The sequence below is a fragment of the Wolbachia endosymbiont (group A) of Epagoge grotiana genome, from assembly GCF_947251775.1.
Taxonomy (GTDB): domain Bacteria; phylum Pseudomonadota; class Alphaproteobacteria; order Rickettsiales; family Anaplasmataceae; genus Wolbachia; species Wolbachia pipientis.
Map to the genome: position 1 here is coordinate 1,548,195 of NZ_OX366387.1, position 24,097 is coordinate 1,572,291.

19 protein-coding genes and 5 pseudogenes are annotated in these 24,097 nt (G+C 34.0%); 9 read left to right on the top strand and 15 right to left on the bottom strand.

Annotated features, from left to right (window positions below; translation table 11 throughout):
- Positions 1 to 32: 32 nt before the first annotated feature.
- Positions 33 to 1,025, bottom strand: a pseudogene (locus OPR50_RS07320) (phage portal protein); the annotation flags it as partial.
- Between the two features lie 91 nt (positions 1,026 to 1,116).
- On the opposite strand from OPR50_RS07320, the gene OPR50_RS07325 reads away from it, so the two are divergent.
- Positions 1,117 to 2,442, top strand: a complete 1,326-nt coding sequence (locus OPR50_RS07325; protein WP_265023871.1) for an IS4 family transposase — start codon at positions 1,117 to 1,119, stop codon at positions 2,440 to 2,442.
- A gap of 12 nt (positions 2,443 to 2,454) precedes the next feature.
- On the opposite strand, the pseudogene OPR50_RS07330 reads toward OPR50_RS07325, so the two are convergent.
- The 4 genes and pseudogenes from OPR50_RS07330 to lipB all read right to left on the bottom strand — a co-directional run.
- Positions 2,455 to 3,468, bottom strand: a pseudogene (locus OPR50_RS07330) (phage terminase large subunit); the annotation flags it as partial.
- Positions 3,469 to 3,575: 107 nt separating this feature from the next.
- A pseudogene (locus OPR50_RS07335) lies at positions 3,576 to 5,041 on the bottom strand (IS4 family transposase).
- Positions 5,042 to 5,415: 374 nt separating this feature from the next.
- Positions 5,416 to 6,441, bottom strand: a complete 1,026-nt coding sequence (locus OPR50_RS07340) for an LD-carboxypeptidase (RefSeq protein WP_182309597.1) — start codon at positions 6,439 to 6,441, stop codon at positions 5,416 to 5,418.
- Positions 6,441 to 7,058 carry a lipoyl(octanoyl) transferase LipB gene (lipB, locus tag OPR50_RS07345; RefSeq protein ID WP_265024013.1) on the bottom strand — a complete coding sequence of 206 codons (618 nt, stop codon included), beginning with the start codon at positions 7,056 to 7,058 and terminating at the stop codon, positions 6,441 to 6,443. The genes OPR50_RS07340 and lipB overlap by 1 nt, the downstream gene beginning before the upstream one ends.
- A 251-nt stretch (positions 7,059 to 7,309) precedes the next feature.
- Between lipB and OPR50_RS07350 the strand changes: the two genes are divergently transcribed.
- From OPR50_RS07350 to OPR50_RS07360, 3 genes and pseudogenes are all read left to right on the top strand, one after another.
- Entirely contained in the window at positions 7,310 to 7,543 is a 234-nt protein-coding gene (locus tag OPR50_RS07350; RefSeq protein ID WP_010081986.1) for a DUF6290 family protein, read from the top strand.
- Positions 7,544 to 7,608: 65 nt separating this feature from the next.
- Positions 7,609 to 7,782: a type II toxin-antitoxin system RelE family toxin gene (locus OPR50_RS07355; RefSeq protein WP_231115917.1), complete on the top strand. Its 174-nt coding sequence runs from the start codon at positions 7,609 to 7,611 to the stop codon at positions 7,780 to 7,782.
- Positions 7,783 to 8,017: 235 nt separating this feature from the next.
- Positions 8,018 to 8,227, top strand: a pseudogene (locus OPR50_RS07360) (phage portal protein); the annotation flags it as partial.
- 14 nt (positions 8,228 to 8,241) lie between these two features.
- Here the strand turns inward: OPR50_RS07360 and OPR50_RS07365 are convergent.
- Entirely contained in the window at positions 8,242 to 9,567 is a 1,326-nt protein-coding gene (locus OPR50_RS07365) for an IS4 family transposase (protein ID WP_265023871.1), read from the bottom strand.
- 104 nt (positions 9,568 to 9,671) lie between these two features.
- Between OPR50_RS07365 and OPR50_RS07370 the strand changes: the two are divergent.
- Positions 9,672 to 10,572: pseudogene (locus OPR50_RS07370) on the top strand (transposase); the annotation flags it as partial.
- 189 nt (positions 10,573 to 10,761) lie between these two features.
- Here OPR50_RS07370 and OPR50_RS07375 read toward each other — a convergent pair.
- The 7 genes from OPR50_RS07375 to OPR50_RS07405 form a co-directional block, all read right to left on the bottom strand.
- The gene (locus OPR50_RS07375; protein WP_015589409.1) at positions 10,762 to 12,012 is read right to left on the bottom strand and encodes a citrate synthase; all 1,251 of its coding nucleotides are present in this window, start codon (positions 12,010 to 12,012) and stop codon (positions 10,762 to 10,764) included.
- Positions 12,013 to 12,092: 80 nt separating this feature from the next.
- Positions 12,093 to 12,362, bottom strand: coding sequence for a 30S ribosomal protein S20 (gene rpsT / locus OPR50_RS07380; RefSeq protein ID WP_012673338.1), 270 nt, complete (start codon positions 12,360 to 12,362; stop codon positions 12,093 to 12,095).
- 51 nt (positions 12,363 to 12,413) lie between these two features.
- Complete coding sequence (locus OPR50_RS07385; protein ID WP_010081980.1) at positions 12,414 to 13,001, bottom strand: lysophospholipid acyltransferase family protein; 588 nt, start codon at positions 12,999 to 13,001, stop codon at positions 12,414 to 12,416.
- A gap of 193 nt (positions 13,002 to 13,194) precedes the next feature.
- Positions 13,195 to 14,181 carry a tyrosine recombinase gene (locus OPR50_RS07390; RefSeq protein ID WP_265024014.1) on the bottom strand — a complete coding sequence of 329 codons (987 nt, stop codon included), beginning with the start codon at positions 14,179 to 14,181 and terminating at the stop codon, positions 13,195 to 13,197.
- The gene (locus tag OPR50_RS07395) at positions 14,171 to 14,341 is read right to left on the bottom strand and encodes a hypothetical protein (protein ID WP_007549057.1); all 171 of its coding nucleotides are present in this window, start codon (positions 14,339 to 14,341) and stop codon (positions 14,171 to 14,173) included. Before OPR50_RS07395 ends, OPR50_RS07390 begins: the two co-directional genes overlap by 11 nt.
- A gap of 205 nt (positions 14,342 to 14,546) precedes the next feature.
- Positions 14,547 to 15,182, bottom strand: a complete 636-nt coding sequence (locus OPR50_RS07400) for a DnaA ATPase domain-containing protein (protein ID WP_006280257.1) — start codon at positions 15,180 to 15,182, stop codon at positions 14,547 to 14,549.
- Between the two features lie 129 nt (positions 15,183 to 15,311).
- A complete protein-coding gene (locus OPR50_RS07405; RefSeq protein ID WP_151808091.1) occupies positions 15,312 to 16,376 on the bottom strand; it encodes an AI-2E family transporter in 1,065 nt (354 codons plus the stop codon).
- 263 nt (positions 16,377 to 16,639) lie between these two features.
- Here OPR50_RS07405 and OPR50_RS07410 point away from each other — a divergent pair, with 263 nt between their 5' ends.
- The gene (locus tag OPR50_RS07410) at positions 16,640 to 17,833 is read left to right on the top strand and encodes a bifunctional 2-C-methyl-D-erythritol 4-phosphate cytidylyltransferase/2-C-methyl-D-erythritol 2,4-cyclodiphosphate synthase (RefSeq protein WP_010963060.1); all 1,194 of its coding nucleotides are present in this window, start codon (positions 16,640 to 16,642) and stop codon (positions 17,831 to 17,833) included.
- A 958-nt stretch (positions 17,834 to 18,791) separates the two neighbouring features.
- Here OPR50_RS07410 and OPR50_RS07415 read toward each other — a convergent pair.
- Positions 18,792 to 19,856, bottom strand: coding sequence for a 5-(carboxyamino)imidazole ribonucleotide synthase (locus tag OPR50_RS07415; RefSeq protein ID WP_264339552.1), 1,065 nt, complete (start codon positions 19,854 to 19,856; stop codon positions 18,792 to 18,794).
- A 96-nt stretch (positions 19,857 to 19,952) separates the two neighbouring features.
- Between OPR50_RS07415 and apaG the strand changes: the two genes are divergently transcribed.
- Both apaG and OPR50_RS07425 read left to right on the top strand, forming a co-directional pair.
- Positions 19,953 to 20,354: a Co2+/Mg2+ efflux protein ApaG gene (apaG, locus tag OPR50_RS07420; RefSeq protein WP_265024015.1), complete on the top strand. Its 402-nt coding sequence runs from the start codon at positions 19,953 to 19,955 to the stop codon at positions 20,352 to 20,354.
- Positions 20,355 to 20,531: 177 nt separating this feature from the next.
- Positions 20,532 to 21,413 carry an Rpn family recombination-promoting nuclease/putative transposase gene (locus tag OPR50_RS07425; protein WP_265024016.1) on the top strand — a complete coding sequence of 294 codons (882 nt, stop codon included), beginning with the start codon at positions 20,532 to 20,534 and terminating at the stop codon, positions 21,411 to 21,413.
- A gap of 10 nt (positions 21,414 to 21,423) precedes the next feature.
- On the opposite strand, the gene OPR50_RS07430 is transcribed toward OPR50_RS07425, so the two are convergent.
- Positions 21,424 to 23,022: an ABC transporter permease gene (locus tag OPR50_RS07430; protein ID WP_182309659.1), complete on the bottom strand. Its 1,599-nt coding sequence runs from the start codon at positions 23,020 to 23,022 to the stop codon at positions 21,424 to 21,426.
- 129 nt (positions 23,023 to 23,151) lie between these two features.
- On the opposite strand from OPR50_RS07430, the gene trhO reads away from it, so the two are divergent.
- On the top strand, positions 23,152 to 23,979 hold the full coding sequence (gene trhO, locus OPR50_RS07435; protein ID WP_265024017.1) for an oxygen-dependent tRNA uridine(34) hydroxylase TrhO: 828 nt from the start codon (positions 23,152 to 23,154) through the stop codon (positions 23,977 to 23,979).
- Positions 23,980 to 24,097 lie beyond the last annotated feature (118 nt).

Below are 24,097 nucleotides of genomic sequence, written 5' to 3' on the forward strand. Positions count from 1 at the left end.
GGGACAATGAACTCATCTGAACGGATACAAACTTAACCTAACTCATCACCACCTGGCAGTGGTGGCAAGCCAAATGCTTCTCTCTTTTCGTTGAGCGTCATGAAGCTTGCGTTTTCTACGTATTTCCACAACTTTTGTCTTTTTTCCATGAGAATTTCTATTGCATCTTTGTCATACGACAAGCACAGATCTTCACCAAATTTTGGTGTTAGCCAAGAATTCAGGTGACAGATAATATTTTCTAGCGTTGGTAAAACCGTCTGCTCCCAGAGGGATAAGCGTGCTTCGACTAAATTACTATAAGTGTTATCACCTGGTATGCCAAGCAACTGCGGCGGAACGCCAGAAGCCAGGGCAATATCACGAGCTGAACTGTGTTTGGACTCAATGAAATCCATATCCCTCGGCAAAAGACTCATCTCCTTCCACTCCAAGCCTCCTTCAAGCAATATCGGTCTCCCAGCGTTTATAGAACCTGAATAATGATCATTTATCTGCACCTTTAAGCGTTGGTACTGCTCTTGACTTAAACTTCCACCACTTCCATCTTTTGCTGATTTTACAACTATTGCACCACTTGGTCTTGCCCCATTTTGCAACATCGCTTGATTCCAAGCACCCGCCTGATTATGTTGATCTATGCTATATGCAGCTGCCTCAATTGGTGATAACCCATACCAATCATTCAAAGGATTAAAGGTCTTTAAGTGCAACACTGCTGAACATCCAGTTAGTTTATCAACTTTAAAGTCATAACTGTTGTTATTTATGGTATAACGATAGATATAAGGAACGTTATTTCTCCCTGGAACAATTTCAACCCTATCTGGGCGCAGAAGATAAAGCTCTGTTGGTGGTTTTCTACTATTCTGTGACTCAATCATCAATATATAAGAATTGCCGTTAACTAACCGATAAGTTACAATCCCCTCAATAAATTCCGATTTTGATGTCATTGGATTAGGAGAATAAAGTAATTTCAGTAATGGATGGGCTTTTAATTGCGATTTTCCCTGTTCAGTAAGCCATACGCGTCAAGTTAAGGAAATAAAGGTATGAAAGAGATAGAATAATAAGGTATAAGTTCTCCCAGATATACTTTTAGTGAGAGAACCAATGAATAAAATAACTTGCTTATCAAAAAAGCTCAAAGAAATTTTTAATGAAAAAGCAGAGAAAATCTCAATTACAACAAGGTTTATAAAAAGAAAGAGAAAGCTAAAAGGTTCATCATTCGTAAAAGCCATGGTCTTGGGTAATATAGGAGTTGATAATTGTAGCGTAGAAACAATGTGTCAATTACTAAACGAGGACTCGATAGATATAACAAAACAAGGTTTGGATTTTAGATTTACTGAAGAAGCAGTGGAATTTATGAAAAGGATGTATAATGAATCTGTGATTCTCTTTAAAAATATCTTGCAAGTTGATTGCAAAATCTTACAGCAATTTAATAGTGTTAAATTATTGGACAGTAGCTATATTACTCTACCTAACAGTATGGAAGAGATGTATAAAGGTTATGGTACTAGCTACAGTGGCTATGAAAGCAATACTAAGTCTGGAATAAAGTTACAATTAGTTTTCGACTACATGAATCAGATAATAGACCAACTTAATTTAACGGAGGGGGTAAGATCAGACCAGGGATATAGGAAACATTTAAGTAATATATTAAGCAATGATTTGCTAATATCTGATCTCGGTTATTTTGTGCCAAGTTCTTTTAAACAAATCAATGAAATAGGAGCTTATTTCATAAGTCGTTATAAATCCGATACCAACATATATGATGTAGAAACAAATCAAAAAATGGAGTTATTAGAATGTTTAGAGGATAAGTTATTTTTAGAAAACGAGGTATTGTTAGGAAAAGAAGCAAAAATTAGAGTAAGAATTATATGTCAGAAACTAACTGAAGAACAGTCTATGGCCAGAAGAAGGAAAGCTAATAGATTAGCAAGATCGCAGGGATATACATCCTCTAAAAGAAATCAAAAATTGTTGAACTGGTCAATATTTATAACTAATGTTCCAGAAAATAAAATTAGTGCTGAGCAAGTATTAACGATTTACAGAGTAAGGTGGCAAATTGAGTTATTATTTAAATTGTATAAAAGCCATATCAGGCTTGATAAGCTAAAAGGAAAGCCATGCAGAGTATTATGTGAACTATATGCTAAATTGTGCGCAATTCTTATATTTCACGGCATAGTTGGTTGCACAGAAGTGAAAAAGAATACAGAACTTAGCTTAACAAAGGCATTTATTGAGCTAAAAAGGCGGGTTAGAGAGTTATTTTTAGTATTAACCAAAATTAATAGTTTAAAAGCATTTCTTAAAAAACTCACTATAACTTGGTCGCGATTTTCATTAAAAGACAAACGTAGAAGGGCTAGAGTATCCACTTTAACCTCTCTAAATTTGCTCACAATCTCTTAACTTGACGCGTATGGTTGAAACTGCAGTGTCCCAGCTCTGAGTGACATATGAGAGACTATCAGAAAAATTTCTATAGCGCTTCAGCCACTCTCGTTTAATTATACCACTTGAAAGTGGCAGAGGGTTTTGTTGATATTGTCCAGCAAAAGCGTAACTTCCAAGTTCAACCTTTATCATCTCAACTTCTTCTTTTCCTCCATCGAGGGGATATAGCAACTGACCTTCTTCTCTTGAGTATAATATTACGGGTGGTGTCATTCTAGCACTTGATGCTGTAATCCAGCTTTTGTACTCATTTGTAGTTACTCGGGTGACAGGAACAAGAAAAGGAGGCGCTGGCTTTTTGATTGAATAGATAATCTCCTTATTTTCAGATATCATCGGTAAACAAGTATGGTTCCATATGTTTTTCGGTTTGGAGAGAAGGTGCCCGGTTAAATCTTCTTGATGTAGCCTATGCATCACAAGAACAATTACTCCTTTTTTTCTATTGTTGAGCCTGGCTACTAAAGTCTGGTCAAACCAATTTGTAGCACGCTTTCTAAACGTTTCACTCAAAGCTTGGGCGGGACTCAGTGGATCATCCACGATGATGAAATCACCACCTTCACCTGTTAACGTCCCTCCAACTGACGTTGCGATTCTGTATCCTCTCTGCACTGTTTGAAATTTGTATTTGGTATTCTGATCTTTGGATAGTTCTACCTCTGGAAACAGCTCTCTATACCAACTAGACTGCATTATGCATCTTGTATCGAGCGAGTGCTTTTCGCTAAGCAGCCGAGAGTAGCTTGCAACTATTATTCTTGCAGTTGGCTGATTTCCCAGTATCCATGCGGGCCACGCAACACTAGCGCACAGGGACTTCATTGAACGCGGAGGCATATTGAATATTATTCGCCTCATTTTGCCAACATTTGCCGCTTCAAGTCTGTCTGCTATGACTTTTATATACTGATAATCATTATACTCACACCCCGGCACTACCGTTTGAAAACACAGTTCAATGAATTTTAGAAAGTTCATGATATAATGTTGAAACCAACGCGTGACGCTGGGATGACAAAAAAAGGAGCACTGAAGGCTATAGGTGAGACGTTGCGGTATCTCTAGATCCCGCTAACAACTTACTATTACCCACAAATATAAAGTTCGTGAGCAAGTCTCCATCCTTCTGCTAAATCAAAGAGACGTTTCCATCCCTTCCATAAAGCTATAGGGCCTGGTTCTAAGTCATTTTTGCGAACTAAAAACCCTCCTAATTTTGCTACCCACCTCACGATTTCTCCTATAGGTGGTGGGTCTCAGGATAGTTTTTTGTCTTAAGCATTTTGGTATACAAAACCTTCCATTCATCATCAGTTAGTATGGTAGTGCAAGGAAGATTTGGATTTGTTCTAGCTACCAATGTGATAAAAAATATCCTCCATGCAATTATACTCATAATTGTAAGAAAGCGGATCAATCTATCTGCTGTTTGGAGCCTGCATTCTTCAACTTTAAGACCAGATTTCAAAATTTTATGAAAAACCTCTATTCTCCATCTTAAGCAATACCATTGTATTTTTTCTACTGCTTCTTCAAAATTATTAATATTTATATTTGTCAACAAAACCCAGTTCATAGGCTCTTCACCAAATGGTGGGTATTTTTCTATAACATAGACAGCATGTAAATTTAAATTAGGAAGTTTTTGGATTTTACGTCTAGCGTTATTTTTTGATGCATTCATCACAAAGTTACTAAACTTTACTTCTAAAACTGCTGTTCTTTGAGGTTTATCATTGCGAGCAGGAATATTCACTTGAATTTCTCCTTGACAAGACAGGCGATTCATCAAATCCCACAATCTTTCACCACCTTTTTCAGAATAAGTCGATTTCTTGTTTACTGTTCTGTTTTGATTTCCTCTTACTACAAAAAGAGATTGATTAGTGGAAGCAACTTCAAATAAATCATAAATATCTGCTTCTCTATCACAAACGGTAACTACCTTAACATTCTTTAATCCAGGATAGTGAGTAGAGTCTTTAAGTGATTCTATCCACCGTATGCTTTCTTTCTCTTCTATGGGAAGAGCGGTATTATGGCATCTTTTTTTCAACTCTTTTAGATCTTCAGCTAAGGGAGGTCTAGTACTAATTTTTTGACCCAATAACCCTATAGGTAGTCCTTCTGTTGTAACTGCAAATGTTGTATGCGTCACTAATCCATGGGTTTTAAAATTAGTTGTTTCAGATTTTAACCTTGCTGCTATAATCCCTAATCCTTTAGTCTTTTTATGATTTTTATATGAAATATAACTCGTATCTTGGATAGCTAAAATAGTTGAATATTCTTTATCTCTTTCAACAGTTTTAATTATATGACTGTATAATATCTTTCTTTCAGAAACGGCATCATTTTGGAAAAATCTATAAGCTGCTTTACTTTGATGCCAATCTTCACAAGCTTGATTTATTGAACGTTCAGGCGATTCAGCAAGACTATTAACTATTTTTAAAAGCCTCCTACTTAATCTTATATCACCAAAATCAACAATTCCCAATTCACTTTCTGCCCATTCACCAGTTGAGGTACTTATATTTCCTTTCATAATATATTCCATTTTTAGACCATAGATCTATTTATAGTAGAAAGTTAAATTAGTAAAATAGCAGCTTTTCATCATTTATAGATTTATGGGTAATAGTAAGTTGTTAGCTGGATCTAGAGATACCGCGAATGAATCGCGGTATGACGGTTCGTGGTGGTATGACAGTTCGTGGCGGTATGACGGTTCGCGGTGGCATGACGATAACTTCGTCATTCCGCTATGTGTTAGCGGCTAAGAGATACCGCGGCGGTATGACGGTCTGCGGCGGCATGACGGTTAAGCAATTCGTCATCCCGCTACATGTTAGCGGGATCTCTTGTTAGCGGATGAGATACCGCGAATGAATCGCGGTATGACGGTTAAGTACGTGTTAGCGGCTAAGAGATACTGCGGCGGTATGACGTAGAGCTCGCGTTAGCTATAAGATTAGCTAAATTCTGCACGTCCATAAAAAACAAACCTTCTTTTTCGTCTTGAACGCTAATAATAGCGTGAGTGTTAAAAGGTAAAGGATCATTTGTATGTCCATGGCCTACCCCTTTCATAGTAAATACAGGAAAGTTAACACTTTTTGCAAACCTTTCTTTTACAACTTCAACAAGGTTATCGTTATAGCAGTTAACGAAATCCCCAAAGATTACTGCATGTACTCCATCAAAGATGTGAGCTTGTTTTAGGTGATCTAAACTGCGCTCTATTGCGTATGGGTAGACTCTTATGTCCTCTAAAAATAGAATTTTACCTTTCGCATTTATTTGCCAAACAGTTCCTATACTGTTTTCAACTAAAGTCATATTACCACCGATGATTTTAGACTCTAATCTGCCATCTTTTAGTCTAATGCCATTATTTATCGTCTTTAGGTTATCAAATCTGATAGAATCCCGCTTGTTAAGAATTAACTCTTTCAATTTTTCAACAGAGCTTTCAGAAACGGAGTTATTTACTATCATTTCCAACATGGTGCCGTGAAGAGTTTGCCAATCATATTTAGCTTGTAGATAGATGTGCAAGGCAGTTATATCGCTATAGCCTATGAGGATCTTTTTGTTTTGAGCAATCCTTTCTTTTTTATCATTGGGTAACTTTTCTAGATAGGGAATTAACCGAGAAGCCCCTTCTCCTCCTCTGATACACCAGATTATTTTACTATCACCGGTTAGTGCACTAATCAAATCATTTGCTCTGAATTCATCAGAGTTGGAATAAAATGGATTATCATTACTATATATTTTCTCCGAAATATGGGGATTAAAATCCAAAGCTTCTACATATTCTTTTATAGTAGTCAGATCTAATTCTTTTCCCTTCGAAGAAGGAGCAATAATATCAACTTGGTCGATTGCATGAATACCTGTGTTAGCACATAAAGTGAGAATGAAATATAAAAGGTAAACAATCATTAAAATATCTTATAAAACTCTTTTTTTAGTATATCATCCAATTCAGAGAGTGGAACTTTCACTCCTAGTTCTTCCATTGACGTGACGCCATAACCTTGCAACCCACAAGGAATAATACCCTTATAGTGAGAGAGGTCTGGAAAGACGTTAAGCGCTATGCCATGATAAGTTACCCATTTTCTTAAACGGATACCAAAAGCTGCAATTTTTTTTTCTACTCCGTTATGGTTTACCCAAATGCCTATTCTATCTTCTCTAAACTCTCCAAGTATATTAAATTGCTTTAAAACATTTATGATCCACTTACTTAGATCTCTAATATATAGCTTTATATCGCATTTGTTTCTTTTTTTAAGGTTTAACATTAAATATATAATGCGCTGTCCTGGACCATGATATGTGTGTTTACCACCCCTTCCTGTTTTATATATGGGAAATAGTTTTTCAACAATATCATCAGCTGTTGAACTGATTCCTGCAGTGTAAAGTGGAGGGTGCTGGAGTAGCCATACTAATTCGTCTGCTGAATTATTGTGAATTTGTTGAATTTTCTCTTCCATAGATTTTACGGCACAGTTATAATCAATAAGCTGATTAGATATTAGCCATTCTGTCATGTTCAATTTCTTTTTTTTTAGTATAGCAGTTCGTTTTTTCCTGTTATTCCAGTGTGTGACACTGAGCGCAGCCTTTCTTATTCCTAATATACTTAATACTAACTTCTGTGCTATTTCTCCTTAACAAACATAGTACATGACAAATGTTTAATTATTTGTCAACACAGGTCCTCTTTACGTATAGGCAACTTTTTTTATTGAAAAATTCAGAAAAATGTTGTATAATTATTAGTAGATTTTAGGTAAAATATATGGCAAACTCAAAGTTTAGCATAACTTTCAACAACGAAATTTCAGAGTGTCTTGCTGGACTGGCTAAAATAAGAAATAAGTCCATTAAAGAACTAACAGAGAAGCTAATACAAGAAGCAATTGAAAATGAGGAAGATAAAATACTAATTGAGCGTGCTGCTAAACGTAATGTTTCAGGTGTAAAGAAAATTAGAAGTGAGGATGTAGACTGGAATACAATATTATCTTCATAGAAAGCGTTCTTGAGAAAGACCTTCCAGCTCTTCCAAAAACAATAAGATTAAGGATCATAAATGCGATAAATAAGCGCCTTACAGTTGATCCCATTAACCTTGGTGAGCCATTATATTACAGATTTAAAGGACAAAGAAGATTAAGGGTAGGTGATTATCGCGTTATCTATTCCGTAAATATTATAAAATATGAAGTGGTTATCACAGAGATAGGACACAGAAAAGATATTTATAAGTAAGTACATCATATAAATATTAAATATATTTTTACTCCTTCCTGATTCATTTTCTACCTTAGGTGGCTTCGCTCAGCTCAAAAAAAAAGCTCATTCTTTTTGCTACCCCTTATTGTGCCTGCCATTTAACTACTGTGTAGAGATTGCTCTCAAACATAATGTTCGTACGTTAGTATATCCTTCCTGTGACACCAATTGATATAATTCTACCACAAATTCAATTTTTTAGGAGGCATATATGAATCTCAATATTTTTCAAAGAAAAAAAAGCGCAGTATTTACTAAATATTCTGCTTTGCAGCTAATGATGGAGCCAAGTTGGAGTAAGCGTGATTATGTAAGTTTTGCTGAGGAAGGTTACATAAAAAATGTTATTGCCTTTCGAGCAATTAATATGATTGCAAGTGCTGCATCTTCGGTACCTTTTACTCTCTGCCAGCTTACTGAACCATACGCGTCAAGTTAAGAGATTGTGAGCAAATTTAGAGAGGTTAAAGTGGATACTCTAGCCCTTCTACGTTTGTCTTTTAATGAAAATCGCGACCAAGTTATAGTGAGTTTTTTAAGAAATGCTTTTAAACTATTAATTTTGGTTAATACTAAAAATAACTCTCTAACCCGCCTTTTTAGCTCAATAAATGCCTTTGTTAAGCTAAGTTCTGTATTCTTTTTCACTTCTGTGCAACCAACTATGCCGTGAAATATAAGAATTGCGCACAATTTAGCATATAGTTCACATAATACTCTGCATGGCTTTCCTTTTAGCTTATCAAGCCTGATATGGCTTTTATACAATTTAAATAATAACTCAATTTGCCACCTTACTCTGTAAATCGTTAATACTTGCTCAGCACTAATTTTATTTTCTGGAACATTAGTTATAAATATTGACCAGTTCAACAATTTTTGATTTCTTTTAGAGGATGTATATCCCTGCGATCTTGCTAATCTATTAGCTTTCCTTCTTCTGGCCATAGACTGTTCTTCAGTTAGTTTCTGACATATAATTCTTACTCTAATTTTTGCTTCTTTTCCTAACAATACCTCGTTTTCTAAAAATAACTTATCCTCTAAACATTCTAATAACTCCATTTTTTGATTTGTTTCTACATCATATATGTTGGTATCGGATTTATAACGACTTATGAAATAAGCTCCTATTTCATTGATTTGTTTAAAAGAACTTGGCACAAAATAACCGAGATCAGATATTAGCAAATCATTGCTTAATATATTACTTAAATGTTTCCTATATCCCTGGTCTGATCTTACCCCCTCCGTTAAATTAAGTTGGTCTATTATCTGATTCATGTAGTCGAAAACTAATTGTAACTTTATTCCAGACTTAGTATTGCTTTCATAGCCACTGTAGCTAGTACCATAACCTTTATACATCTCTTCCATACTGTTAGGTAGAGTAATATAGCTACTGTCCAATAATTTAACACTATTAAATTGCTGTAAGATTTTGCAATCAACTTGCAAGATATTTTTAAAGAGAATCACAGATTCATTATACATCCTTTTCATAAATTCCACTGCTTCTTCAGTAAATCTAAAATCCAAACCTTGTTTTGTTATATCTATCGAGTCCTCGTTTAGTAATTGACACATTGTTTCTACGCTACAATTATCAACTCCTATATTACCCAAGACCATGGCTTTTACGAATGATGAACCTTTTAGCTTTCTCTTTCTTTTTATAAACCTTGTTGTAATTGAGATTTTCTCTGCTTTTTCATTAAAAATTTCTTTGAGCTTTTTTGATAAGCAAGTTATTTTATTCATTGGTTCTCTCACTAAAAGTATATCTGGGAGAACTTATACCTTATTATTCTATCTCTTTCATACCTTTATTTCCTTAACTTGACGCGTATGATTTGCCATACAGGCTCAAGAATTTAAGCATCCAAACAGCCTATCAGGATGAACCTGAGTTGGAGAGGCTATAGACTTATTGCAGCAGATGGTTCTGGTATGAGATTACCCAGCTCTGGGGAAATTGTATCCGAGTTTGAACCAAATGGAACAACAGGCACCATTGGCAATTTGTTTGTTGATTTGTGTACTTCATTGATTTGCAGTGCTCGTCTTGCAGCTTGGAATATAGGTGAACAAACGTTGGCGGCAGAGCAATTACCCGAAGTTATCACTCAAATGCGTTTATTAAATCAAGAGAAATTATTATTTATCTATGATCGTCTTCAGTAAAATTCATTCAGCAGCATTATGATTTGGAAGTAGATTTTATTTTTTGCTTGCAAAAAAGAAATTATAGTAAGCTATGGGAACGCTGGCGAATTAGATTTTGATTTTATATTAGAAAATGAAAAGCTAAAAAATAAAATGAAAGGACAGAAAGTAAGAGTTATAGTGCTGACATTAGCCAACTGAGAAACAGAGTTTTTGACCGAGACTTTGGAGCAAAGCTTATGTGTTAAGGTGGCACATAGAGGAGTGCTATAAACGACTCAAAGTAGGAGCAGAGTTAGAGAATTTTTCTGGAGAGGCTGTATTACAAGAATTTTGGGCAAACTTGGTCATGTGCAATATATTATCGCTTCATATATGTGATGCACAAGGGCCTTGGAACCCAGATCAAATTACTGAGTATCGTTTAAATTTTTCAGTTTTATTTAGTGTAATGAGACAGAAACTCTATCAGGTACTTATTGCGCCAAAAAACTTTCAAGCCCTTTTTAAGTATACGCGCTAAAGTTAAAATCCGACCGGGACAGCCGCAATAAAGTAGATAAGCCTAAACGCCATCATGTCTTTAGGAGAGTTTGCTAATGAAAGTTCTTAAGTTGACGCCATTGGCTAAACGGATACGGAATGACACCATCCTTTTTTCTGGATTCCAGACTGGAATGACACCTCTGGGCACTTCCGTTGTAAAGGAACCAGTGTCAGCTACTCGGATGACACCTTTTTTCTACTTAGTTTGGGTTATGCAAGAAGTCTAATGAAGTGAAAATAAATTTATTTACCAAAATAGAGTTGCCTTGGTCTACAGATCTTAGTTTCTTTATCATTTATCATTTCATACCACTGAGTAACCCAACCAGTGGTTCTTGCAAGTGCAAAAATAGGCGTGAACATATTTGAGGGGATATCAATAGCATTCATTATTATACCTGAGTAAAAATCAACATTTGGATATAACTTACGCACGATAAAATATTCATCCTTTAAAGCTATTTCTTCAAGTTTTTTTGCAATTTTAAGCAATTCATTATTTTGTTCTAGTTTACTTAGAACCTCATGGCAAGCGCCTTTCAATATACGCGCGCGCGGATCATAATTTTTATAAACACGATGTCCAAATCCCATCAATTTAAATGGATCTTTATCATCTTTAGCTTTTTCGATGAATTTATCTATATCTCCACTTTGCTCTATCTCTTTTAGCATATTTATAACTGCCTCATTAGCTCCACCATGTGCTGGTCCCCAAAGTGTAGCAACTCCTGCAGAGAGGCTTGCAAACAGATTAGAACCAGCCGATCCCACCAATCTGACAGCCGCCGTAGAAGCATTCTGTTCATGATCAGCATGGAGAGTAAATATTTTATCCAGAGCTTTTGCAAAAAGGGCGCTTTTATCATTATCAACAGCATCGCCAAATATCATCTTTAAGAAATTTTCACTGTAACTTAATTCATTGTTAGCATTTATGAATTCCTGATTGTTGATATGCCTATAAATCATTGCAATAATTGTGGAAACTTGCGCTATTGCAGAAATTCCAAAATCTAGGTCTTCACCATTGACATTGTTGCCATGCTTTTCATGATAAGATGCTGACAAACTTGCAAAACATGCAACTAAGATTGACATAGGGTGAGCAGTTTTTGGAAATGCTTTAATTACATTTGTAACTTGCTCTGATACTTTGGATGATTCTTGTATTTTGAGAAGAAATTTTTTGTGTTGCTCTGAACTGGGTAATTCACCATAGAGCAATAAATAAATCACAGCAGTAAAATTATTATTCTCTGCCAAATCAGCTATATTATGTCCCCTATATTTAAGAACTCCTTCATCTCCATCAATGAATGTAATTGTAGAAGAGCATGAAGCTGTAGAAACAAACCCTGGATCGTAAGTGAATAATCCTGTCATCTTATATAAATCCTTGATATTTAACACATCAGGACCTGTTGTTCCGCTTAATACAGGTAGCTCGATTTTTAATCCATTACTTAGTTCTAATAGCACTTTTTTATCCATCACTTAAGCTACTTAAATTTTATACAGAATATACAAACTGAGGAGTATATATTAATACAGTTAACTTTACATTAACCGTATTAAGCGGTCATCAATGCTTTTACTTTTGCATTTAAGCGACTTATTTTACGCGCAGCAGTATTCCTATGAATAACACCTTTATTCACACACTTGTGTAAATTAGATTCAGCATTCCGAAATGCCAGAACAACATTTTCTTTGTCGCCAGACTTGATTATATCAACCAATTTTCTAATAGAGGTGCGAGTTTTACTTTTCCGCATCTTATTTATTAAAGTGCGCTTTGCTATTACCTTTATCATTTTTTTAGCACTCTTATGATTTGCCATATATTAATACCTAAAATACTGTACTTTTCTTTTAATTATAAAGTTTTTTTGTTAATTTGCAATATCAGTTTTTCCTATGGTTAATCTACTGCTTCTCTCTTCAATAATTTTTTCTAAACTTTGCAAGAATTCATTTTTGTTTAACCCAGGATATATTGGGGGCAATATTTCTATTACTGCCTTTCCGGGATTCTTTCTCAGAGAAAGTATGCTTTTTGGCCAAAACAAACCAGTGTTTAAAGCAACCGGTAACACAGGAACAGATAATACGCTATATAAAGCAGCAATACCTGGTTGATATTTTATATTTTGGTTTATAGTTGTTCTTGTACCTTCAGGAAATATTATTATGCTTCTATTTTCTTTTATACGCATTTTTGCTAGTTTGATTATATGGCGTATAGAACTGATACCATCTGAACGGTTAATAAAAATCATTTTCAGCGCTATAAGATGCAAACCAATGAATGGAATCCATTTCAATTCACGTTTTAAAATAAAAACCGCTTTTCTAAATAGTAGTATAAAAATAAATGTTTCAAATGGAGATTGGTGTTTAGATGCAATGATAAAAGGTTGCTTAGGGATGTTTTCCATTCCCCTCACTTCATATTTAATGCCACATAATAAACGCAGCATGAATAATACAACTCTCACCGAACAGACGAGGAAAATGGTTATTACACACTCAGAAAAGAAAATTACAGGGAGAGTAATGAAAGTATAGAATACCTCCCATAATATAAGAAAGAAATTAAACAATAAACTTGAAATCACAAACTCACATAAATTTATTTAAATTTAACTTTATTACAAATTAAAAACAATAAATTTAATTATTGATCATCTGAGTAATAGGATGCGAATCAGCTAATTTGTCCTTTAACTTTTCGTTAGCAATATGAGTATATATTTGTGTTGTAGAAAGGTTAGTATGGCCAAGAACTTTCTGTATCAACACAATATTTGCTCCGCTATTTAGTAGATGGGTAGCAAAAGAATGCCTAATCACGTGTGGAGAGATCTTATTTTCATCAATATTGCATTTTCTTGCCAAATCCTTCATTAATTGACCGACCCTCTGCCTTGTAATTGGTTTATTAGGTTTATCACCTGGGAATAGCCAATCGGATTCCTTTTCTTTAGAGATCAGATTATCACGAACTGATAAATAATTTCTAAGGCTCTGCAATGCTTGTTCATTAAAAAGAATTTGCCTCTCTCTACCACTTTTTCCTTTTATTATTATATAGCATTCTTTGTTATTACTGTTTATTAAATGTGACACTTCACATAATTTCATACTAATTAGTTCAGAAACACGCATTCCAGAAGAGTAAAGGATATCTAAAATCGCACATAGCCTTTTACTGCTTATCTCTTTATTCGATTCGCTTGCTGATTTTCTCACTGTGTCCATTAGCAAAAATATTTCTTCGACACTTAAATACTTAGGCAAAGGACGAGAAACTTTTGGATTCTTTAATTCAGCATCATTAGCCGGCGCTGGATTAAAATCTATTATTCCGTCATTAAATAGACACTTGTAAAAATTTTTCATAGCGGATATTTTTCTTGATATAGAGCTACTTTTATATTTTTTTTGTGTACATAAAGATTTCACATAATCTTTAATATTGGTTTTGTTTACACCAACCAAGGTAGTGCCGCTTTCCAATAAAAATTCTTCAAACTGGTGTAAATCCGAACGATAACTTTCCAGAGTATTTTGTGCAGCGGACCTCTCTGAAGCTAAAGCATCTATGTAATATGTTATGTAAAGATTTTCTTTTTTATTTTGCGACTGTTTATTTTTCATTATCAGTTCCTATATTTATTTCTTTGGCTATAATTTGATTAGAAGTGTTCCCTGTGTTTCTTATGAGAAAATATGAGACAAATAAAGCATTTATCAATAAAGTGAACATCACAAACTTTTGCTTTAACCTTTTTCTTAAATTTAATCTTACTCTTATCATAGTTAAATTATAACGTTAAATCTATAAAAAACACCTTATAAAGTGAGCTCTACTATAAATATAGAATACTTCTTAGCTGTATCTATCTATATTTATTATAACATAACATTGATTATAATTCTAACATGGACAGATAGAGATTCCAATTACGTTAGTGTTATGGGTGTTAATAAATTTTTAATATACACCTTTACAAAAGAAGAAATCAAATGGCATCTTTTTTTAATAAAGTGCTAATAAAAGGAACGGTCACATTTGACCCTATAGATTCATTATCTATCTTTTCTATAATTTTATCAATGCTATAGAAAGAACGTTCTATTCTTGCTAAAATATAATTAATCACTTTTAAATCAATTTTTAACTGTTTATCTGAAAATCGTTTTATTAGCATAATTCTTAATAATTCCTCGCTTGCAGGCAAAATTTTTACGCTGATAGTTGATAATATTCGAGAACTTAAATCTCTTAGTTTGAAGTTAAGCTTTTTTGGTGAAATTGAAGAAGTGATTAGCAGCCTCTTGTCGTTTTCTTTCATGTAATTGTAACAATGTAATAACATTGCTTCATCTTTAATGTTTTGTACGTCTTCTAAAATAAAAGCATCGCTATACCTAATCTCGCTTACGAAGTTATTCACATTGATAAAGATTGCATCGTTTATTGATTGCCAAATATGAGCAAGATGAGTTTTACCGGAGCTTTTAGGTCCAAAAAGAATCAGACATTTCCAAGATAAATCATTAACTACCGAATTATATACGTGCTTATTTTCATCTAAGATGATGTAATTTTGCCGGCTATAATCAGCTTGATTGTTGTTAAATAAATTTAATTGCACGTTGAACCTCTTACGTAACCTCTTTCTGGTAGTAATTTTTGCGCAGAAATTTACTTACGCTCCTCAAATGTGTCAGGTATTCTGGGCTCATTTCTCCTCTTACCATAAATTGATTATGCAAAAGGTCTGTTAGCCGTTTTTATAAAGCTCACTTTTAAAATATTTATTGATTGCATATTCTACTGATACATTGAACATTGCTATTATTGGAATAAAAAGTAATATACCTGTAAATCCAAAATATGAAGCGCATATAGTAATTCCCAGAATAATTACAGTTGGATGTATATGAACTTTTTTTCCTATTAATAAAGGAACTAATATATTTGAATCTATTAATTGTCCAACACCAAATAATAGCAAAACAGCAGCACTTTCAAACCATCCACTAAATTGAGTGATAGCGCTCAAAAACCCAATAATGGTATATAATAATGGCCCTACGTAAGGTATGAACGTTAACATTCCTGATAAAATTCCAATAACAATAGAGTGTTCCAATCCGATTATGCTCAGGCTCACAGAGTAAAAGACCATCATGACAATACATACATTTACCTGCCCCTTTAGATAATTAGATATAATGAAATCCACTTTGGAAAAATAATCTGCAATTTTTCCTCTGTAAGGAATAGGGATTAATTTACTAGCTTTTTCTATAATTAAAGGCCAATCACGTAATATATAGAAAAACACTACAGGAGTAATCACCATTAATGATACCGTGTTAAAGCTTGAACTTAACACTTGGATTATAAAGTTACTAGCAATATCAAGAGCATTCATGAAATAAGATACATAGTTGCTGTAATTTTCTGCTAGATTTTTAGATAAATGATCAAATAAGCTATCCTCGATTTTCATATTAAGAAATTCTAATACAGAGGGGATTACTTTAAGCTTTAATGAAGGCACTTTACTCACTAAGAAATTTAATATTGAAGTAATTTGAACATATATAATAGGTAAAACAAATGTTATGACTAGTATAAAAGCTATTAATAAAATAAGTATTATAAAAATTACAGAACATGAACGTGGTATTCTATACTTTTCAAACTTGACTACTAGCGGATTAAACAAATATGCAATAATAATAGATATTAAACATGGAAAAATCATAGGACGCATCAGGAATAACATCCCTATTATAAAAAGCAGTATGAAACAAATAGTTATATGACGTTTTTGCATGTGTTTAGCATAGCTAATTTACTGAAAAATATGCAATTTATTTTTCCTATGTTGAAAGTATTTTACGATTTGTAATACTATCGTTTTTTACTAAAATTTAGTTGTTTAATCCGCAGGCAAAGATAGATTTTGAGCTCTCTAAATATCTCTTTTGCTATTATAATTATGCTAGTTAATAGGGGAAGTAACTTTTATATGATGTCAGAAATTTTATTTTTCGGAAAGAATCTTGGATAGAGAGGAAAGCTTCTACAAAAAGAAATATGTGCGCTAAGAAATACAAAATAGCAGCATTAATAGTTGCAGCGGGAGTAGGCAGTAGATGCAATTCTACGATTCCTAAGCAATATATAAAACTGGCAGGTAAATCTGTTTTATTTCATACAATTAAAAGATTTCTGGCTAACCAATATATAGATTACATAAGAATAGCAATTAATAGAGACCATGAAAGTTTCTATGAGAAAGCTATATCACTAATTACAGACACTAAATTACTAAGCCCTGTATACGGAGGAGAAAACAGGCAAAGTTCAGTTAAACTAGGGCTTGAAAGCTTACAAAAAATTAACCCAGATTTTGTAGTTATACACGATGCTTGTAGGCCTTTTGTGTCAGATGTTCTGATAGATAACTTGGTTGAATCTATGATTAATGATCAATATACAGGAGTAGTTCCAGCAATAGAAGTTGAAGACACTATGTCATTGGTGAGTAATAGTTTTATTGAATCTACGATTTCAAGAGGAAAGCTCAGAGCCATACAAACCCCTCAAATTTTTAATTTCAAAGAATTATTATCATGCCATCAATCAGTCAAAGAATTTACTGACGATTCATCACTAATGGTAGAGCACAAAAAACATGTTGCGATTATTAAAGGTGAGAAAAGCAATTTTAAGTTAACCACAAAAGAGGATATCAATATGGCAAAGCTTCTTTTTGAAGAGCCAAAATTTCGTGTCGGAGCCGGTTATGATATACATAAGTTCATTAAAGTTCAAAATGGTGCTGAAAGCTTTATAAAAATTTGCGGTGTGAAAATTGAACACAACATGGCAATAGAAGCGCACTCTGATGGTGATGTTGCAATACATGCAATCGTTGATGCAATACTCGGAGCACTGGGATGTGGCGACATAGGAGAGCACTTTCCTCCTAGTTCCTCTGAATGGAAAGATTGCAATTCATCTCACTTTCTTGACTTTGCTGCTAAAAAAGCAAAAGAAAAAGGGTACAGCGTGTCTAATTTAGATATTACTATAGTTTGTGAAGAGCCTAAAATATCGCCTTACAAAGTAGAAATGAAGAAATTCATATCAAAAGCATTAGAAATTGATGATGAATTTGTAAATATCAAAGCAACCACTGCAGAGAAATTAGGTTATATTGGAAGAAATGAAGGAATAGCAGTGCATGCTTCTGTGTTATTGCATACAAACTTTTATTGGAAATAGAAACGAAAAAACTTACTTGACACCCTTCGCCAGCCCCCTTATCATGAAACTGAAGCTATTTATTTATCTTCTCTGTACAGATTAAATGACAAAAAAACTCAACGTATTTGGCGTCTCATGTTTAATTTTTTGCACTATGTGCACCTTATGTCTTTATCAAATTTCTAGCTATACAAGCTAAAATGCGCTTATAAAGCATTTAAAACATCAAAAAACGCCAACTTAAAAAATGGATAGTGAGTAATTAGCTACCCTAGGTTTTCTTTGCCTTTTTTTCTGTTTAGTAAATTTCTTAATGTTTATAATTTAGATTAGTTGCGGCTTAAAAGCAGATGAATCGCGGTTATTAAACGTTTAGAATAAAAAAACGCCATACTTGAAAGTATAATGTAAGTAACTAGCCAACCACGGGGCTTCTTTTGCCTTTTTTTTCGTTTGGTAAATTTCTTAAACATTTATGGCTAAACGACAACCGTCATCCCGCTACGTGTTAGCGGGATCTAGAGATACCGCGGCGGCATGACGTAGGACTGCTGTCATTCAAGTAGCTGACGCTGGAATCCAGCCTTGCTGTAATCTCATCAAGAACGTTGTGTTTTAACATAAGATCAGCCACTTTTATGCTTACCAACTTAATAAAATTCCTGGATCCAAGTAGTCAGGCTACTCGGATGACACCTTCATAAAGTGAAATGAGATCCCGCTAACAAGCAGCGGGATGACGAGAAAGGGGCTACTCGGATGACACCCTCATAAAGTAAAATGAGATCCCGCTAACAAGCAGCGGAATGACGGGAAAAGAGGTGCTGGGATGACACCTTCACAAAGTGAAATGAGATCCCGCTAACAAGCAGCGGGATGACGGGAAAAGAGGTGCTAGAATGACACCGTTTACTATGTAACATCTCATCATATCACAATGTTCGTACAGTTGTGGCGGTATGACGTAGAAAAACTGTTAACTTAAATCTATATTGACATGTCCCATTTTACGCTTATCCCTAACCTCTTTTTTCCCATATATGGTTAAACTAGCTTTTTCGTTGCTCAAATACTTATGAGAATCATATATATCATTACCTATTATATTTTTCGTCATACAAGGAAAGCGTAATACTACTTCCTGCATAGGTAACCCGCATATTATCCTAACTAGCTGTTCAAATTGACTAACGTTACATGCATCCAAGCTCCAGTGGCAAGAATTGTGAGGTCTGGGAGCTAGTTCATTAACTAACAATTCGTTATCCTTAGTAACAAAAAATTCAATAGCCAGAATTCCTATTACATCAAGCGCATTTGCTATTTTCTTTGCAGCTCGTTGTACCTCTTGAGTTAATTTACTATCTATTTTAGCTGGCACTGTTGAAGTGTCAAGTATTCCATCAACGTGGTAATTTTCTGCTATAGGAAAAAAAGCTACTTTACCGTTTTTATCTCTTGCAACGACTATTGAAACCTCTTTCAGTAGATCAACACTTGCTTCAAGAATGTACTCTGTATTCCAATCAAAGGAAGCAAATTGCTTCACTTCAGAATCATTCTCAAGCACATATTGCCCTTTTCCATCATAACCCATTTCTGTTGTTTTCAGCCTTGTTGGATAGCCAAAAGCTCTACTGCTTTTCAGTAGCTCATTATAATTTTGTATACTCTTATAGTTAGCAGTTTTTATACCCAAGTTTTTAATAAAATCCTTTTCTCTCAGTCTGTTCTGCGAAATGTGTAACGCTTTTTTACCCGGATAGAAATTTACATCGATATCAATTGCACTACATGGAATATTTTCAGACTCAATAGTAACTAAATCCACACTCTGTGCAAAAGATTCAAGAGCTTTCTTATTAGAGAAATCTGCTATTGTGAAATCATCAGCAACAGAGCAAGCCGGATCGTCTTTAGCACTGGCAAAAACATGTGTTTTTTGTCCAAGTTTTGTTGCAGCGATAGCAGTCATTTTACCTAATTGTCCACCACCTATTATTCCTATTACTTTTTTGCTAAGCGCATCTGGTTCATTCATACTATAAATTGATACTTCCTAATTAAAGTATACTTGAAAAATCTATGAAAAAAGTATATAATTAAGATACTATTTTCTTATCATGAATATTTTATAATGATAGAATACACACTAACTACCAACTTTGTTGAAGTTACAGTTTTACCAATTTATATTGAAGAGCAATCCATTCCTTATGAAAATTGCTATGTATGGATGTATAACGTTAAGATAAAAAACAAAAGCCAATCAACTATTCAATTGTTAAGTCGTCATTGGCAAACAATAGATTATAAGGGAAAAGTAAATGAAATTGCCGGAGTTGGTGTTATCGGAGAACAACCTGTGATAAAATCTGGAGAGGTATTTAAATACACAAGTGGAACATACTTAAATGTACCGTCAGGAATAATGCAGGGTAAGTATGAATTTCTGAATGAAGAAAGCATAAAAGTTTTTGAAGTTATGATACCACCCTTTTCTTTGGATAGTCCATACATCAAAACTAGACCCCATTAACTGTCAAAATAGTTTATTTGTAACCAGACTGCATTCTGTGATTTTTAGCAAAGCACGATCTTTCATTTGAGCTTTCTTCAATTTAAAATAAATACAGAAACTAGCTATCTTCAAAAATATGGTTGAATAATTGTTAATAATAGTGTATAATTATTAATATTTTCAAGCATTTTTGCCATGGCTCTTTCAAAATTTCTCGATCCTCGCAATGATTTGTGTTTCAAAAAAATCTTTGGAACGAAAAAAAATAAGAATATCCTGATCCACTTTTTGAACGATATTTTAGGGTTTACTGAGATAAATGCAATACAAGAAGTTGAGTTTCTTAGCACTATTATGGATCCCGAAGTTGCCTCTGATAAACAAAGTATTGTTGATGTTCTCTGCAAGGATTCTCACGGAAATAGATATATAGCAGAAATGCAGCTCGCTAGAGACAAGGGCTTCGAAAAACGCGCTCAATTATATGCCGCTAAAGCCTACTCAAGACAATTAGATAAATCTGGCAACTACATTGATTTAAAGAAAGTCTTCTTTATTGCTATATCAAATTGTAACTTACTTCCTGAAGAAGTTGATTATATTTCTACTCACAATATACGTGATATAAAAACTAACGGCCATTACTTAAAAGATTTTCAATTTATCTTTATAGAATTGCCCAAATTTTCAAAAAGTAAAGTAGAGCAGCTAGAAAGTACAATAGAAAGGTGGTGTTTCTTTTTTAAATATGCAGAAGAAACAACAGAAGAGGACTTAAAAGAGATAGCAGAAAAAGCACCAATAATAAAGCTGGCGTATGATGAGTTAGACAAGTTTCGTTGGAACGAAAAAGATTTAGTAGCCTATGAAGAAAGGATAATGGATCTACGCAAAGAAGAAGCCATTCTTGAATACAGACTTGATCTTGCTACTGAAAAAGGCAAAAAAATTGGTAAAGAGGAAGGGAAAATTGAAGTCGCAAAAGCAATGCTGGCTAATAATGTTGATGTCAACACTATTGTCAAGTTTACTGGCCTTTCTATTAGTGAGATTGAAGAATTAAGTGGAAATCTGTGAACGGTTACGTTTATTTTTTATCCTTATCATCAAGTGTAAATAAGGTTATTGTAGAGATTAAGCCTATTATAACTATTATTAACGAAAATGGGGCAGCTTCTCTATAGCGCTCATCGCTTACAAGTTCATATATTCTAGTTGATATAGTTTCAAAATTAAATGGTCTTATAATAAGTGTTGCTGTGAGCTCTTTGATAGTATCCATAAATACGAGCAAAAATCCCGATAATATACTCTTCTTGATGAGAGGGATATGAACATTCAAACATGTGGAAATAGGTCCATGACCCATAGTATATGCAGTCCACTCAATTTCATTTGGTGTTTTTTTGAGCCCTGACTCTACCGCCTTGAAAGATATAGCAAAAAAACGAAATAAATATGAGTAAACTAATGCGCCAATAGTTCCTACCAAGCTAATTTCCACAATATATTGAGTAATGAAAGAGGATATTCTGCTTAAAAATATTATTATGCTAATTGCGATAATTGCATTTGGAATTGCGTAGCCTAAAGAAATGAGACGTGCTACATTATTGATTACCTTATTTTTACGCGCCGTATATCCAATAATTATTGCAATGCTAATTGAGATTAGTGCAGTGATGAATGATAAACTAACGCTATTTGCTATTATGTTATAGAATCTTGCTTCATATATGAAAAACCCCTTCTCTATGCTCCAATATATGAGCGGAATCATTGGCAAAATAAAACCTATTAATATCGGCAATACACACATAAGATAAGCAAAGATCAATGGTATAGTGCCACTTATACTCCGTTTGTTGTGATAATCTGAATTAGTATTGATTGAAGAGTAGGATATTCCTTTTTTTTGTAGTTTTTTTTCGATAGCTATTAGTGTTGCAACGAAAATCAACTCTGCAACTGCTAAAACAGTAGTTGAATATTTGTCATGCAGTAAAAACCAGGTGCGATATATTCCTGTCGTAAAAGTATCGATAGCAAGAAACTGTGGTGTGCCGAAATCTGTAATTACTTCCATTAGTACCAAAGACAACCCAGCTATAATCGATGGGCGTATGGAGGGTATGATGACAGAAAACAGGCTCTTCAATGAGGAGAACCCAAGTGTTGACGCAATAGTGACTGAGTTACTAACATTCTTTAGACTTGAGCGGACTAACATATAAACGTATGGATATAGGCTGAATCCCATTACTAATATTCCACCACCTAGGGATTTTATTTCAGGAAACCAATAGTCACCTTTGCTCCACTCTAAAATGTCTCTTAATGAGCTCTGCACCGGACCTGAAAACTCTAGCGTATTTACATAGACGAACGCTACTATATATCCAGGAATCGATATCGGAAAGAACAAAGCAATCTCAAAAATTTTACTTCCAGGAAATGAAAAAAATGTGGTGAGCCAAGCTGGAATTACTCCAAATATGAAAGATATTCCCCCCACTCCTATCATCAAAATTAACGTACTCAGTATATATTCAGGGAAAAGTGTGCTGATTACCCATCCGGAATTTGCTGTATCTGTAAATAGAATTGATATTAATGATAATATTGGACAGACGAATAATATACTTACTAGAAATAAGAATATATTTTTAAATACTCTTAAAAACATTAATTTGAATCTATATTTTATATTAAAATGTTATATGTAAAAACTGAAGATATCCAGTAATTAACAGCCGTACTATTGAATATCTTTATAATTTTGTATATCATGTTTTTAGTTGATAAGTGAATAATCATGAGCTTCGTCATTGCAACTTTCTATCACTTTGTAGAACTCTCTAATTATTATGACATGAAAGACGAAATAAAAGCTGCATGCAACAACGTTGAGTTAAAGGGCACTATACTCCTTGCAGAAGAGGGTGTTAATGCAACAATATCTGGTGAAAGAAACGCAATTGATAAAATATTCGATTTTCTATGTTCTGATTATAGGCTAAGGGACCTTACATGGAAAGAGAGTGCAGCAGAATATCAACCATTTAGCAAGATGAAGGTAAAATTAAAAAGAGAGATTGTGAATCTTGGTGTAAGCAATCTTGATATTTCCCTTAAGGGTAAATATGTTGATCCAGAGCATTGGGATGATTTTACTTCTCAACCTGACGTTTTAGTAATAGATACACGAAACGAGTATGAAGTGAAATTAGGCAAGTTTAAGAATGCAATTAATCCACACACACAATGTTTCCGTGAGTTTCCTCAGTGGACAGAGTCATTTTCTGAGAGTAAAAACCTGAAAGTGGCTATGTACTGCACTGGTGGGATTAGATGCGAAAAATCTACAGCATATATGAAAAGCCTTGGATTTAGTGATGTTTACCATCTTAAAGGCGGCATTCTTTCTTACCTTGAAAAAACTTATAATAAAAATGGTAATTGGAAAGGAGAATGTTTTGTTTTTGATGATAGAATTGCTGTTGATAACTCACTTACTCCAAGCAACACAATAAAATGCATATTCTGCTCAAATCAAGTTTCAACTGATAAACTGAAATCAGTTCCACGTGGCCAGGTGGTTTGTTCTGATTGTAAACTTCAGTGTTATAGCTATAATAAATAAAACATCATACTGCTGCAGTTGTATGCACGTTGTGATTTGAGAGCAACCTCTACCAGAAAGGGTGTCATGCCAGTGCCCAGACACTGGCATCCAGGTTCTTTTTTTCTAGATTCCAGCG